The 14,747-nt window shown below is 41.6% G+C and carries 10 protein-coding genes and 1 tRNA gene; 7 read left to right on the forward strand and 4 right to left on the reverse strand.

Annotated elements, in window-relative coordinates; translation table 11 throughout:
• Positions 1-864 precede the first annotated feature (864 nt).
• Positions 865-936: transfer RNA gene (locus tag FC093_RS02525), tRNA-Arg, on the reverse strand.
• A 61-nt stretch (positions 937-997) separates the two neighbouring features.
• Here FC093_RS02525 and FC093_RS02530 point away from each other — a divergent pair.
• Together FC093_RS02530 and FC093_RS02535 are read left to right on the forward strand one after the other, a co-directional pair.
• Positions 998-1,456 (forward strand): VOC family protein, encoded by a 459-nt coding sequence (locus tag FC093_RS02530; RefSeq protein WP_137260149.1) that lies wholly within the window; start codon positions 998-1,000, stop codon positions 1,454-1,456.
• 42 nt (positions 1,457-1,498) lie between these two features.
• Positions 1,499-2,149 (forward strand): tetratricopeptide repeat protein, encoded by a 651-nt coding sequence (locus FC093_RS02535; protein WP_137260150.1) that lies wholly within the window; start codon positions 1,499-1,501, stop codon positions 2,147-2,149.
• 257 nt (positions 2,150-2,406) lie between these two features.
• On the opposite strand, the gene FC093_RS02540 is transcribed toward FC093_RS02535, so the two are convergent.
• Both FC093_RS02540 and FC093_RS02545 read right to left on the reverse strand, forming a co-directional pair.
• A complete protein-coding gene (locus FC093_RS02540; RefSeq protein WP_137260151.1) occupies positions 2,407-4,053 on the reverse strand; it encodes a M28 family metallopeptidase in 1,647 nt (548 codons plus the stop codon).
• A gap of 305 nt (positions 4,054-4,358) precedes the next feature.
• Positions 4,359-5,210 (reverse strand): AraC family transcriptional regulator, encoded by an 852-nt coding sequence (locus FC093_RS02545; protein ID WP_137260152.1) that lies wholly within the window; start codon positions 5,208-5,210, stop codon positions 4,359-4,361.
• A 258-nt stretch (positions 5,211-5,468) separates the two neighbouring features.
• On the opposite strand from FC093_RS02545, the gene FC093_RS02550 reads away from it, so the two are divergent.
• From FC093_RS02550 to FC093_RS02560, 3 genes are all read left to right on the forward strand, one after another.
• Positions 5,469-6,947, forward strand: a complete 1,479-nt coding sequence (locus tag FC093_RS02550) for a xylulokinase (RefSeq protein WP_137260153.1) — start codon at positions 5,469-5,471, stop codon at positions 6,945-6,947.
• A 308-nt stretch (positions 6,948-7,255) separates the two neighbouring features.
• Positions 7,256-8,584: a xylose isomerase gene (gene xylA, locus FC093_RS02555; protein ID WP_137260154.1), complete on the forward strand. Its 1,329-nt coding sequence runs from the start codon at positions 7,256-7,258 to the stop codon at positions 8,582-8,584.
• Between the two features lie 212 nt (positions 8,585-8,796).
• A complete protein-coding gene (locus FC093_RS02560; protein ID WP_137260155.1) occupies positions 8,797-10,038 on the forward strand; it encodes an MFS transporter in 1,242 nt (413 codons plus the stop codon).
• 838 nt (positions 10,039-10,876) lie between these two features.
• Here FC093_RS02560 and FC093_RS02565 read toward each other — a convergent pair.
• Positions 10,877-11,446: a UbiX family flavin prenyltransferase gene (locus FC093_RS02565; protein WP_137260156.1), complete on the reverse strand. Its 570-nt coding sequence runs from the start codon at positions 11,444-11,446 to the stop codon at positions 10,877-10,879.
• A gap of 219 nt (positions 11,447-11,665) precedes the next feature.
• Between FC093_RS02565 and yidC the strand changes: the two genes are divergently transcribed.
• Positions 11,666-13,522, forward strand: coding sequence for a membrane protein insertase YidC (gene yidC / locus FC093_RS02570; protein ID WP_137260157.1), 1,857 nt, complete (start codon positions 11,666-11,668; stop codon positions 13,520-13,522).
• 121 nt (positions 13,523-13,643) lie between these two features.
• The gene (locus FC093_RS02575) at positions 13,644-14,273 is read left to right on the forward strand and encodes an ABC transporter ATP-binding protein (protein WP_137260158.1); all 630 of its coding nucleotides are present in this window, start codon (positions 13,644-13,646) and stop codon (positions 14,271-14,273) included.
• Positions 14,274-14,747 lie beyond the last annotated feature (474 nt).

The raw sequence follows: 14,747 nt of genomic DNA on the forward strand, positions 1-14,747 counted from the left end.
TGAGCCTGCTTCACGAACATTAACAGGCATCGAAATAGTACGAATGATTAAGAAGGAACAAGTAGCCTCTCCTATGGCTACTTATTTCAAAATGTTCTGTTCTCTGGGTGTATAAAATGTAATAGTTAGAACTTAATACAATCTTTTGGGATCCATGCCAACAGATGCAGCAGTGCCATTTTCTATTAAGAGGATTTCTAATTTGTCTAAGATGCAGTCGCATGCTAACAGGAAGCGCGTCCAAAGGTGAATACAAGATCTATTACTATTATCACTGTATTTCATCTTGCGGTTGCAGATTCAGGGCTTCTGTAGCTAACGAAGCAATCGTATCGGAATTCAAAAAGTTTATTCCCAAGGAAGGCGCATTGGAGCTATATAAATTGGTAGTCAAAAACGTTTATAGTAACCGTTTTGCACAAAAGCGAAAAGAGACTAAAGAAATAAGTGAAGATATTAATAAGCTGAATATACGGCTTGGAAAAGCAAGAGAACTGCTAATGAGCAGTGCTATTGAACCTGATGATTACCGGATCATTAAATCAAAAACAGAAAATAGCCTTAAACGTTTAGAAGCAAAATTATTAGATACAAGTAGTGTGGGTTCTCAGGTAAGTATTGATCAACTACTTGATCAGGCTGCAAATACAATTATGCATTTAGATGACATATATACCAACGCAGATATTGAAAGCAAACGGGCAATTATTAGTTCGATATATCCGGAAAAATTGAGTTTTGACGGTAACCAATATCGAACTACTCGAATAAATGAAGCTTTATTATTAATTTTTCAGATTGACAATGAATTATCCATAACTAAAAACCGGAAAGCAGAAGATGCATTCTGTTTTTCCGGTAAGGTAGCCCCGACAAGAATCGAACTTGTATCTAAAGTTTAGGAAACTTCTATTCTATCCATTGAACTACGGGGCCTTGTTTTTCAACAGGCGCAAATGTAATATTTCTTATCTTTCACACTTAAACATTTCTTGTCATGAACAAAATTTGCTCCTTCTTTTGCCTGCTCCTCTGCATTGCATTTACCACTGTTTCTCTTGCCCAGTCGCAAACAACGCCACGTTTCAATCATACTACTATATATGTGGTGGACCTGCAAAAAAGTGCCGATTTTTACCGGAAGGTAATGCAGTTGCAGGAGATTCCCGAACCTTTTCATGACAACCGGCATGTGTGGTTTAAGATAGGCGAACATGCTGAACTGCACGTGGTACAAGGCGCCAAAGCAGTAACGCCGCACGATATCAATATTCACCTCGCTTTTAGTGTGCCATCAGTAGAAGCATTTGCCAAACACCTTGACGTAATGAACGTAAAATATGGCAATTGGGCGCAGAACACCAAAGAACCGCAGCTACGTCCCGATGGTATAAAACAAATCTATTTTCAGGATCCCGAAGGTTATTGGATAGAAGTGAATGATGATAAATTTTAAAATTGAAAGACGCCTATCTTTGCCGCTCTTTAAAAGAAAAGCATGAAGTTTTATAACCTGATTATCAAGTATCGTTTTGTACTGAGTTTAGTGGCGCTGGCGCTTGCTATTCTGGTAAATATCCAAAGTAGTTTTTGGCCGGCGTTTGTTTTATATCTTTTAGCCCTTATCGGGTTGTTCAGTCACTTTTTTATTGGTCCGTTGCGCCTTATACAAGAGCCGATGGAGAAGGGCAATATGGAAGAGGTGGAAAAAATTATCAATTCTATCTGGTTTCCCAACCTGTTGTTCAAGCCCATCCGTTCTACCTATTACACACTCAAGGGCAATATTGCCATGATGAAGCAGGACTTCGACAGTGCCGAAAAACACCTCAAAAAAAGCTCGGAGATTGGTGTCCCCATGCCCGAAGCTGAAGGCGCTAACAAGCTGCAACTCGGTATGATGGCATTGCAAAAAGGTGACTTTAAAAATGGTGAAAGCTACATTCGTGCTGCCATCCGCGCTGGTGTTCCCGACAAGGAAAGCGAAGCTGTGGCTTACCTCAGTATGTGTCAGATATTTATGAACAAACGCGAGTTTCGCGCTGCTAAAGATTTCTTTCGCAAAGCTAAAGCCTGCAAGCCCAAGACCAAGCAGGTAGTAGATCAGATAAAAGAGTTAGAATCTTATATTTCCCGCATTCCGGGGTAGTCTTCACCGCGGAGAAAAGAGATAAGGGAGGTTTCGCAGAGTGTAGTATATCAGTCTCTGCGAAACCTCTTTTTTGTTGCCTGTCTGGGCGAGCGATTGAAAACTTTGAATGATAGTATTATTACTTTAATGCAAGTTGTTGAATGCGGTAAAATAGAAAACTGCTAAGGCGCGAAGGCACAAAGATTCACACTTTTATTTTTCTCTTCGTGCAACTTCGCGTCTTTGTGCCTTCGGGTTCAAAAAGGTTAAAAAACTCACTTCCGCATACCCGCCGTTTTATCCCGCATCGCTTTAAACTCCGAACCTGTTTTCCATTGTGGCCACGTATGCGAAAAAGCTAATTGTTTTCCTACTTCAAACAGCAGTTTCAAATCTGCTATCGCACCTTCCAAATTCATATTTGCATTGTATTCATCCGATGGGCGATGGTAATGCAGATTGGTATATGCTTCTCCCATTTGTTCTCCATACGCCTTTCCTTTGCCTATCACATCCGTTCCGGCGCCTGCATCCAATGCAGGCACGCCCACTTTGGCAAAGTTGAAATGGTCGGAACGGTAATAATATCCCGCTTCGGGATGTGTATCAAAGGAAATATATCTGCTACTTTTTTGGGCAACTTCCTTTAAGACATCTTCCAGCTCATTTTGTCCTGCACCTGTTACGGTAATATCTGCCGTTTTTCCTATAGAGTTTAACACATCCATATTGATGGATGCAACTGTTTGAGCCAGTGGATATACCGGGTTTTGCGCATAATATGCCGAGCCCCACAAGCCTTGCTCTTCGGCAGTTACAGCCAGGAAAACAACGGTCCTTGCCGGCTTTGGTTGCAGGTTTTTATAGGCGCGGACTATCTCCAGCAAGCCCGCCGTACCACTGGCGTTATCCAACGCGCCATTGTAAATAGAGTCGCCTCTTTCATCCGGCGTACCAATGCCGAGGTGATCCCAATGGGCAGTGTAAATAATGTATTCATCCGGATATTTAGAACCTGTAATTTTTGCAATTACATTGTGCGATTGTTTATAAGTAGCCGTTACTTTTATGCTGGTAGATAGCTGTTCGTTCAGTGGCACAGGCTTAAAGCCGCGCTGATTTGCCTGCGCCAATAAAGTAGTGTCTTTGCCTGCAGCATTTAGTAAACGCTTTGCCGCATCTCCTGTTATCCAGCCAATTACATCACAATAGGGTATGTTCTTGCCTCTGGTATCCAGGTGCAGCCTGGCAGTATTCCAACTGTTTTGTACTACACTGAAAGGATAGCTGGCAGCTTTGGTATTATGCACTATCAGGCACCCTTTAGCACCTTGCCTTGCGGCCTCTTCAAACTTGTATGTCCAGCGACCATAATAAGTCATCGTATCACCTTTAAATAAAGTGCTATCCACACCAAAGCCGGGATCGTTTACCAGCACCATTACCACTTTGCCTTTTACATCCAGTCCGGCATAATCATTCCAGTTGTACTCGGGCGCTACTACGCCATAGCCTGCAAAAACCAATTCGTTTTTATCCAGGGTAATCACCGGTTTATCATCCTGGTCTGTCCATATTGCATAGTCATCAAAACCCTTCAACTCAAAGCTGCCTTGCGGCGATTGTACCTGCATGGTTGGGGCGGCTTCGGTAACAATATTCACCATTGGCACATCCTGAAAATAACTCATGCCATTGCCCGGTTCTAAGCCTATGGATTGAAATTTATTTTTTAAATAGTCAATGGTTTTTGTTTCGCCTGCAGTGAATGGCTTGCGCCCCAGAAAGGAATCTGCAGCCAGTACACTTATTTCTTTTCTTAAACTGTCCTGATTAAAAATAGTATTATTATTTGTTTGACTGTTTGCTGTTAAGGATAGAAAGAAAAGAGCCAGTGCGGTAATTAAAAAGGAATGCTTCATAAGTTATGAAATTGAATAAGGTATAAAAGGTAAAGAATAATTGGGTGGTGAAAATAGATCTGAATATTTGAACAGTTATAATACAAACGTTTGATAAAAAGTTTATACAGGTTGATTCCATAGTCATACTCAGCATAACAAAAGTAGCCTGTGATTATTTATGACAGATGCACTAAGCGCTTAGTGAAATAATCTTTTAAGCACTTGAAGTAAAATATTCAGTTATAGATGTAATTACCTCTTGTTTGTTGCATCTTGCTGCTTACAACTTAAAGCTCATAGCGCACGGCTCAAAGCTCGCAGCACTACAACATACTCCTTGCATGTTCCCTTCTATACACACTTGGTTTTTGTTGCTTTACTTTTAAAAACTGGCGGTTAAAATTGGCTACATTATTAAAACCCGAATCAAAGCAGATAGACAGAATATTCATTTCGGTGGTAAGCAATAATTTGCACGCGTAGCCAATGCGTATTTCATTCAAAAAATCAACATACGTTTTGCGCGTGCGCTTTTTAAAATAACTGCAAAATGCATGTGGACTCATGCACGCCACCGCCGCGATTGTTTCCAGGCGTATATCCTCCTTAAAGTTATCCATCGTATATTGAACAATGCGCTCAATACGTTCTTTATCCGAATGGTTCATTACTTTTATTTCCTGAGTGGATACCGGTTTATAATCATCAGTATCTGCCAGCATCGCCAGGCATTCACACAACTTCACAATACGCCAGAAGCCTTTGCTTTCCTGCAACTCCATAACTATCGGACGCAGCCTTACTTTGGTTTGTCCGGTTACCTTCAGGCCATGTTTGGAGTTGTGCAGCAGGTTGTTGATGCGGCTACTTTCAGGTATTTCCAGCATACCATTGCCCCAAAAATTATCTTTAAACTGTATCACCACGGCGCTCGTAATAAGATCGCCGCTTTTTTGAAAGGTATGCGGTACATTGGAACCGATAAAAAATATATCGCCTACTTCAAATTCATCTACACTGTTGCCTATAAAGCTCAAGCCGGCACCCTCCAGAAAAAGGATCAACTCGTACTCTATATGCTGATGCCAGGGTACTTCAAAATGAGGTGTGCGGTGTATACGGCTTACAAAAGAAGCATCTTCACCGGGCGGCAGCTTTTCAATAAATGGCTTCATATACTATTTGAGAGATTATAAGGCTAAAGTATTATTATTCTAATTAAAAAAGTATTACTATTGATTAAAAACTTAGTGTTGCATCAATAGAAACATTTTATCTTGCTGCTTATTTGCAGTGTATTGCTTGTATTTGAGCCACAGTAGCACTGAGAACACAGGGAAGTGCAGAGAATAAAAAGAATACTTTGTACAGCTTATGTTCTTAATGTCTCGTTGATTCAACAGTTTATAATCTCTAAAATTATTCAACACGCCATGCTGTTATTAGGTATTGATGTAGGTACGTCTTCCATAAAAGTGTCGGTAGTAGATGCAGCCACACAGCAATGTATTGTATCGGCGCAATACCCCGATGAAGAAGCGGCGATCATCTCGCTGCAAAGCGGCTGGGCAGAGCAATCGCCCGATGTGTGGTGGCAATATGTAAAGCAGGCAATACAAAATGCCAACAACAGCAATAAGTATAACCCTAAAGATATTGCGGCAATTGGTATTGCTTACCAGATGCATGGGCTGGTAGTGGTAAATAAGCAACAGCAGGTAATTAGAAATTCCATTATCTGGTGCGATAGCCGTGCAGTGGAAGTGGGCAATGAAGCGTACGAAGCCATTGGCGCTGGCATTTGTAATACCTGCCTCCTTAATTCGCCCGGCAATTTCACCGCTTCTAAATTGGGATGGGTGAAGAAGAATGAGCCACAGGTGTACGGGCAGGTTGATAAAATGATGCTGCCGGGCGACTTCATTGCTATGAAACTCACCGGCGAGATCACTACTTCTTCTTCTGCCTTATCCGAAGGGGTGCTATGGGATTTTAGCAAAGATGAGTTGAGCCAGCAGGTAATGAATTATTTTGGCTTCAATAATGAATTAATTCCTGTTATTCAACCACTCTTTTCAACACATGGAACGGTACAGCAAAGTGTAGCAGATGAATTAGGATTAAAAGCGGGCATACCCGTAAGTTATAAAGCCGGCGACCAGCCCAACAATGCTTTATCACTAAATGTGTTGCAGCCCGGCGAAGTAGCAGCAACAGCAGGTACTTCAGGTGTTATTTACGCAGTTACAAATACTTTGCTGGCAGATAAATATTCGAGGGTAAATACTTTCGCGCACGTTAATCATACGACTGATGAAAAACGCCTCGGCGTTTTGTTGTGTATTAATGGAACCGGTATTGCCAATAAGTGGATAAAAATGGTTGCCGGTGAAAACATAGGCTATAGCGAAATGAATAAGCAGGCTGCGCAAGTTGCGCCAGGCAGCGATAGCTTGATGATGCTGCCTTTTGGCAATGGCGCAGAACGTATGCTGCAAAACCAGCAGATAGGCGCGCGCATTTCCAACATAGATTTTAACCGGCATACCAAAGCGCATCTGTATCGCGCGGCACAGGAAGGAATTGCATTTGCATTTCGTTATGGACTGGATATTATGCGCGAAAATGGTTTGGAGCCATCCGTTATTCGTGCGGGCAAAGCCAATATGTTTTTGAGCGAAGTATTTACCAAGGCATTTGTAAACGTAACGAATGTACCTGTGGAGTTGTACAGCAACGATGGCAGCGTAGGTGCCGCATTAGGTGCAGGTATTGGTGCAAACATTTATACAACCTATTGCGAAGCATTCCTAAATTTGAAACCTTTACAGCGTGTGGAGCCGGATAATGCAGCGCAGTATAACCAGTTGTATATGCAATGGAAAGAATGGCTGATGCAGCTTGTAAAATAATAAGTTGCAGCTATCGAAGCCTGGAGAATTCCACAGCTACAAAGCAACATCATTGCGGGCAACAGCGGGATAATCTGTAGGTAGGAGTAAAGTTAAAATAATTCTTCTGTATTGATTAGTTGATTAATGATATGCCTTTATGAGGTTCGATGCAAGTCATTAATTATGATTTACCGCAACTCACAGATTGCTTCGCTGTAGCTCGTGATGAAGATAGGTTCACTTTTAAGGAAAGTATATATTAATAATTACATTATAAATTTTGCACATTATAATCAAAATAATTAAACAACAAAAACCACTTTAACATGGGAGTTTTAACAGGCAATACTGAATTTTTTAAAGGTATTGGTAAAATTAAATACGAAGGGCCAGATACCGACAATCCGCTTGCTTACCGTTGGTACGATGAAAATAAAGTAATAGGCGGCAAAACCATGAAAGAGTACCTGCGCTTTGCAGTAGCTTACTGGCACTCTTTTGTAAATGACGGGTCCGACCCATTTGGTGGAGCTACGCATATTCATCCCTGGAATGAAAAGAGCGATGTAGTAGAAAGAGCAAAGGATAAAATGGATGCTGCATTTGAATTCATTACCAAACTGGGTGTGCCCTACTATTGTTTTCATGATGTGGATGTGGTGGATTACACCAATGATGTAGCAGATAACGAAAGAAGATTGCAGGCTTTGGTAGAGTATGCTAAGCAAAAGCAACAGCAAAGCGGCGTAAAATTGCTGTGGGGCACTGCCAATGTATTCTCTCACAGAAGATACATGAATGGTGCCTCTACCAACCCCGATTTTCATGTGCTGGCACATGCCGCCGGACAAGTGAAAGCAGCTATGGATGCTACCATCGCACTCGGTGGCGAAAATTATGTATTCTGGGGTGGGAGAGAAGGATATATGACTTTGCTCAACACCAATATGAAACGGGAGCAGGAGCACCTTGCACGTTTTTTACATACAGCAAAAGACTATGCACGTAAGCAGGGCTTTAAAGGCACGTTCTTTATTGAGCCAAAGCCAATGGAGCCAACGAAACATCAATACGATTATGATTGTGCAACTGTAATTGGTTTTTTGAATAAATATGGTTTGCAGGATGATTTTAAAATTAATATAGAAGTCAATCATGCTACCCTTGCTGGTCATACCTTCCAGCACGAGCTGCAGGTAGCGGCCGATGCGGGCATGTTAGGCTCTATAGATGCTAACCGCGGTGATTATCAGAATGGCTGGGATACTGATCAGTTTCCAAACAACATTAACGAGCTGGCCGAAGCGATGCTGGTGATCCTGGAGGCAGGTGGCTTTGGCGGGGGTGGTATCAACTTCGATGCAAAAATCCGTCGCAATTCTACCGATCCTGCCGACCTGTTTTATGCACACATCGGTGGCATGGATACCTTTGCAAGAGCACTCATTGTTGCAGATAAAATTTTGCAGCATGGCGAATATAGTAAAATCCGCAATGAACGGTATGCCTCTTACGACAGCGGTAAAGGAAAGGAGTTTGAAGAAGGTAAACTTACCCTCGAAGATCTGCGCAACTACGCTGCCCAAAATGGCGAGCCGGCTGTTACCAGTGGCAGACAGGAATATCTGGAAAATCTCGTTAACCGTTTTATATAGTATAGCATACTTTGTGAATGGAAGACAAACGATGATATTATCAACTACCTGATGTAGTATTTCGGCGGGTGAGCGCACCTGCCGAAATACCAAAAATGTAATTAAAGTTGCCCCCACAATATTACCTATAGGAAAAATAATTTGTTATATATTGCGCCATAGTTAATCCCGGTTATTCCATAACGATTGCTTAAACTTAAAAACTTAATTTAATGAACGAAAACGTTAACAAAAGTGCTCTGTTTAACGGGAGTTGCTTTGCACTCATCACTACCGCTTTTACTTTTTCTATCCGTGCAGGAATTCTCCCTCAGTTAGGTGAGGCATTTCATATTTCTGCCGAACAACTCGGATTTATCAACTCCATGTGGTTTTTAGGATTTCCTATTTCCATGATTCTTGGAGGCTTATTTTATCATACGATTGGCCCCAAAACAATTATGTCAGTTGCCTTTGTGTGCCATACCATAGGTATCTTATTAACCATTTTTGCGGGCGGATATACCACTTTACTCATCTCCACCCTCCTGATAGGTGTTGGTAATGGATGTACAGAAGCTGCCTGTAACCCAATGATTGCAGATATGTATTCAGGGGTGAAAATGCAAAAAATGCTTGGCAGGTTCCATATGTGGTTTCCTGGTGGAATCCTCGTTGGGTCTCTTATTTCTTACTTCATGACCAGCATGGGTTTTGGCTGGCAGGCACAAATGTGGGTAACGATAATACCAACTATCACTTATGCTATTTTATTTTTCGGTAAAACTTTTCCAAAAGCACATGTGGCCGAGGCTACCTCCTTCAAGGAGAATTTTAAAGCCATGCTGAGCCCTGTGTATATATTTCTGTTCTGCTGCATGGCGCTCACTGCTATTACTGAGTTTGGTCCCAGCCAGTGGGTAAGTATTGTGTTGGGTGCCAGCGGGGCAAATGCAATGCTTATTTTAGCATTGACGAATGGTATATCTGCTACCGGTAGGTTTTTCGCTGGTCCGGTGGTTGGGCGCCTGGGACAAACCGGTGTTTTGCTTGCCGGAGCCATCTTAGCAACGATCGGTATTTATTTGTTCAGTAGCGTAACTGGCCCTATGGCTTATGTGGCGGCAATCGTTTATGCACTTGGCATCTGTTACTTCTGGCCGGTAATGATTGGTTCAGTGGCGCATAGAGTACCTCGCAGCAGCGCGCTGGGTATGTCTATCGTAGGTGGGGTAGGCATGTTTTCTACCTCTATCTTCCAACCCATTATTGGTGGGTGGATTGATAGTGCCCGTGCAGAAAACGCAGCTAAGGGACTTACAGGAAATGCATTGGAATTAGCCACCGGTCAAGAGTCTTTGATGAAAATGATGACCTTCCCTGCGATATTGATAGTGCTGTTTATCATATTCTTTGTTTGGCAAAAGAATGCAAAGAGGACTACAGAAAGTGAAATGACGATGGCGGTGCATTAATGATCGTAAGAACTGGCAGTACCACCCGACATAACTGTTTTGTGATATGCTGAAAAGCAATATACAGCATGCTCTTGCTATGGTGTGGAATTGTTAATGACAGTTGTGTAGTTTGGTGTTTATGTCCATACCTGTTCTATAAGAAATAATGATAAATAACAGAAGATAAGCCTGTATTTTTTAGTACATATTTTAAGTAACTGTTCCAAAAGCTGATGTATCTGCATCAGCTTTTGCATTTTATGGTTTCAAAGCCGTGCTTATACATAAGTTGGAATAAAATAATCACATAAACTTCCTGCTCTTCACTTGAAGGCCTAAGCTGACAAGTGTACTTCTCCATCTATCTTCTAAGTTGCTTATCTCATTTTGCAACTGTTATTTCCAACAATAAAACATTTAATGTAATAAGAAAGGCTATAACTTATTGACATTCAGCAGTTTTGCATTTGGCACTCCCATTGAAACCTGTTGGATTAATTAAGGATTTCAAAACAAAGTATTCTGATACTATCCTTAATTATAATTATTTGAAGCAACCAAAATTTACCTTATGAAGTTTACTTTTCCAATTGCAGTGCTGTTTGCCTTAGTACTGCTTATCTGTCTTTTCTTATTTTCAACGCTGCTGTCCATAGTAGCACGAGGGATGCTAAGATTAAAGCTACTTAAGAAAACAGCCCGTCAAAACCGGCTTACGTTTTCAGAATCTTATTAGAGAGCGCTTACGCTAACTGCTGAGGATAAGTATATTAAGCCTTATGCAAAATGTTACTTAAATGCTGAAGCACTTTTATAAGTGAGTTCGCTTACAGATAATACTATCATACGCGCACTCTTATTTACCTTCAATTCCCCATCTAAAGCTGCTAATATCCAGTCCTGCCAAATCCAGTATTCTGTCAACAACGGTAACTGCAACCGCTTCAATAGTTGCGGGTTTGCTATAAAAAGAAGGCGTTGCAGGGCAAATGATACCACCAGCCAATGTTACTTTCTCCATGTTTTGTATATGAATCAGGTTGTAAGGTGTATCGCGCAGCATGAGTATAAGTTTGCGACGCTCTTTTAATATTACATCGGCAGCGCGGGTTATCAGGTCATCACTCACACCAGCCGCAATGCGTCCCAGCGTTCCCATGCTGCAGGGCGCCACTACCATAATATTGTACTTAGCCGAGCCGGAAGCAAACGGAGCATTAAAATCGTATTTATCAAAATACCTTGCGGGATAGCTGTTATAGCTTTCATTACCTAATTCTGTTTTCCAGATTTCTTTGGCATTATTGCTCATTACGATGCTTAATTCCTGCCATTGATGTTGCAATGTTGTTAATTTATCCAATAATAATTTGGCATACAATGCACCGCTGGCACCGGTAATAGCAAGAAGAATTTTGTTGGGCATACGTCAAAGATAGTTGACAGATGTTGGATGACAGTTGATAGACGACAGGTGAGCATAGAAAGTATCTTGCCCTTTTCAGCTAATGCAAAGCCAACTTTAACCTTTTTATTTATTAATAACCGCTCAATCCATAGTTGTCAATCGCCATCCATCATCTGTCAATTCTTAACTATTCTTCCCAATCCCTACCTTTGCCGCTCAATTTTACTATCTACTATAATGAAAGCGGATAAAAATACGATTATTGGTTTTGTGTTATTGGGTATCCTGTTCTTTGTTTATTTCTGGTACACCAACAAACAGCAGGCAGCCCTGCAAGCTGCCGAACAGCGGGCAAAAGATTCCATTGCTGCTGTAAATGCTGCTAAAGTAAAACCTATAGACCCTGCTGTTGCCCGCCTTGATTCTTTGCGCAGGGATTCGCTAAACCGCTTGTCACAAGCCGGCAATTTCGACAGTGCTGCAACCGGCACAGAACAAACCATGGTGGTTGAAAACAACCTCTTGCGCGTGACTTTCAGCAACAAAGGCGGGGAGATAAAGAGCGTATTGCTTAAGAATTTTAAATCGATAGACAGCACACCGGTAGTACTTTCCGGTGGAAAAACCGATGCGCTTGGCTATACTATTAATACCGGTTCCAACAAAAGCACCGAAACAAGCAATTTGTTCTTTTCGCCGGGTACCGTAGTAAAAAATGCCGATGGCAGCCAGACCATTACTTATACATTGAATGCTGCCAGCGGGCAAAGCATTACACACCAATATACCATCAAGCCAGACAATTACATGATTGACTGGAATATTGCTATGAATGGTGCCAACGAATTGCTTACCGGCAATGCGCTTAACCTGCATTGGAATATTTCCATCAATCAGCAACAATACTCCGGCTCGTACGAAAAGGAACAGTCGCGCCTTTGCTTTTACGAAGTAGGAGACGGTTTTGATTACGAACGTGCAATGTCCGATGTGAACCAGAAGTTTGATATTCCTATCGAATGGATGTCTTTTAAGCAGCAGTTTTTTAATACTGCCATTATTGCTAAAGACCAGTTTAAAAGTGGCGAAGCGCGCATGAATACGCAGCCCGACAGCTCGAGGACGCTGTACATGGCTAATGCCAGTCTGCAGCTAAAAGTGCCGGCTGCTACTACTGTAAATGTGCCGCTGCAACTATATTATGGCCCCAATGATTTTTATACGCTTAAAAGCTACGATGAGCACTTAGAGGAAATTGTAGATTTGGGTTCTGGTATTTACTCTTTTGTAAAATACATCAATCGCTGGCTTATTATGCCGGTATTCAATTTCCTCGCAGGTTTCATTCACAATTTCGGTTGGGTGATTGCGTTGCTCACGCTGTTTATCCGCTTAATTACATCGCCACTAACCTACACCAGCTATCTCAGCGGTGCCAAAATGAAAGTGCTGCGTCCCGAACTGGCGGAACTGAAAAAGAAACATGGCGCCGATCAGCAGGCGTATGCTATGGACCAGATGAAAATCTTCCGCGAAGCAGGCGTTAATCCGTTAGGCGGATGTATTCCCGCACTGTTGCAAATCCCTATTTTCTTTGCTTTATACAGTTATTTCAGCAGCAGTATTTTGCTGCGCGGGCAAAGTTTCTTGTGGGCGCACGACCTTTCTACTTACGATGTCATAGCCAAATTGCCTTTCAGCATACCATTTAATTATGGCGACCATGTGAGTCTCTTTACGCTTACCGCCGTTATCACCAATTTTATCATTGCATTTTACAACATGAGCATGACGCCCGACCAGAGCAACCCTGCCATGAAGTATATGCCGTACATCTTCCCGTTTGTGCTCTTGTTTGTTTTCAACCGATTGCCGGCAGCGCTCACCTGGTATTATACCGTATCCAATCTTATTACCTTGGGTATCCAGTTTGTGATTCAAAACTATATAATTAATCACGATAAGATATTAGCCGAAATACAGGAGAAGCGTAAAGCGCCGAAGAAGCAAAGCAAATGGCAGGAGCGTTTTGCACAAACAGTGGAAGCGCAAAAAAAGCTGCAGGAAATGCGTGATAAACAGAACAAAAAATAAGAGCATTCCCAAACTCCTCCCGGAGGAGGGGCTTTGAGGCTGACACCTGTATTTTTAACTCATAAAAATTAATCGAACTTCAAAAATCCTCCCTTTAGGGAGGATTCAGGAGGGTTTTCTTATGCTTATCCAACTCCACAACGCAGGAAAACGCTTTAACAGAGATTGGATATTTCGTAAAGTAAATACTGCTTTTGTAAGTGGGAATGCTTATGCCATCACCGGCCCCAATGGCAGTGGCAAAAGTACTTTGCTACAGGTGATTGCTGCTGCCTTGCAAATCAATGAAGGCGGCATTGAATGGCAGCTACAGAAGCAAAAGGGATTGAAAGGAATCGACGAAGAAGAAGTGCATAGTCACATTGCTATTTGTGCACCTTACCTCGAGGTAATTGAGGAAATGACTGCCACTGAGTTTTTGCAATTTCATGCTTCGTTCAAGCCATTGTTGCCACAGATGCGTATTGCAGAAATCATCAATATTGTTGGCTTGCAAAAAGCCGCCAACAAGCAAATCCGTTTTTATAGCAGCGGCATGAAGCAGCGCATTAAGCTGGCGCAAGCCATTTTTGCCGATGTGCCCATACTGTTATTAGATGAACCTTGTACTAATTTAGATGCTTCGGGTTATGAATTGTATCATCAATTAATAGAAAAATATTGCCGGCACAAACTGATCGTGGTGAGCAGTAATGATATAAATGAATATGATTTTTGCGGAGAAAGATTAAGTATTTTAGATTATAAATAGTAGCTTATTTGCGGAAATAAAACCAATAACGGCAAGCATTAAGGCCGAGAAAAAGCTGAATATCCGTTTAATAATATATGCCTTACGCTCTGCTATTTTAATGTCGAGCCGCGTAATATCTTCATTTTTGAGCAGATGACCATCTCGTTTAGTTGCCAATATTTTAAGCTGTTTTCATTCTTCCCCCGACTCTTGCTGTCCACAAAACTAACCACGCTTTTGCTTCTTTTCCGCCCGGCTTTTGGGCAGTATTTGAAAGAGTTGCATATGGGGTGCAGTAATCACCATATATAAAGTATTCTCTTTTACAAAAAGAACCATTATTTTCAAAGCCCTTGTCTCCCTCAACTTATAAAAAACCCTTCAATAATTGCAGCTAATTGATTTTACTGTAATTTCACGGCTCGTTTTTAGCGGCTGAAAATAACCGATACATTCATTTTGCTAAAACACCCATTCACACAAAAACACGCG

It is taken from the genome of Ilyomonas limi (genome assembly GCF_005233845.1).
In the GTDB taxonomy this organism is placed as follows: Bacteria; Bacteroidota; Bacteroidia; order Chitinophagales; family Chitinophagaceae; genus Ilyomonas; species Ilyomonas limi.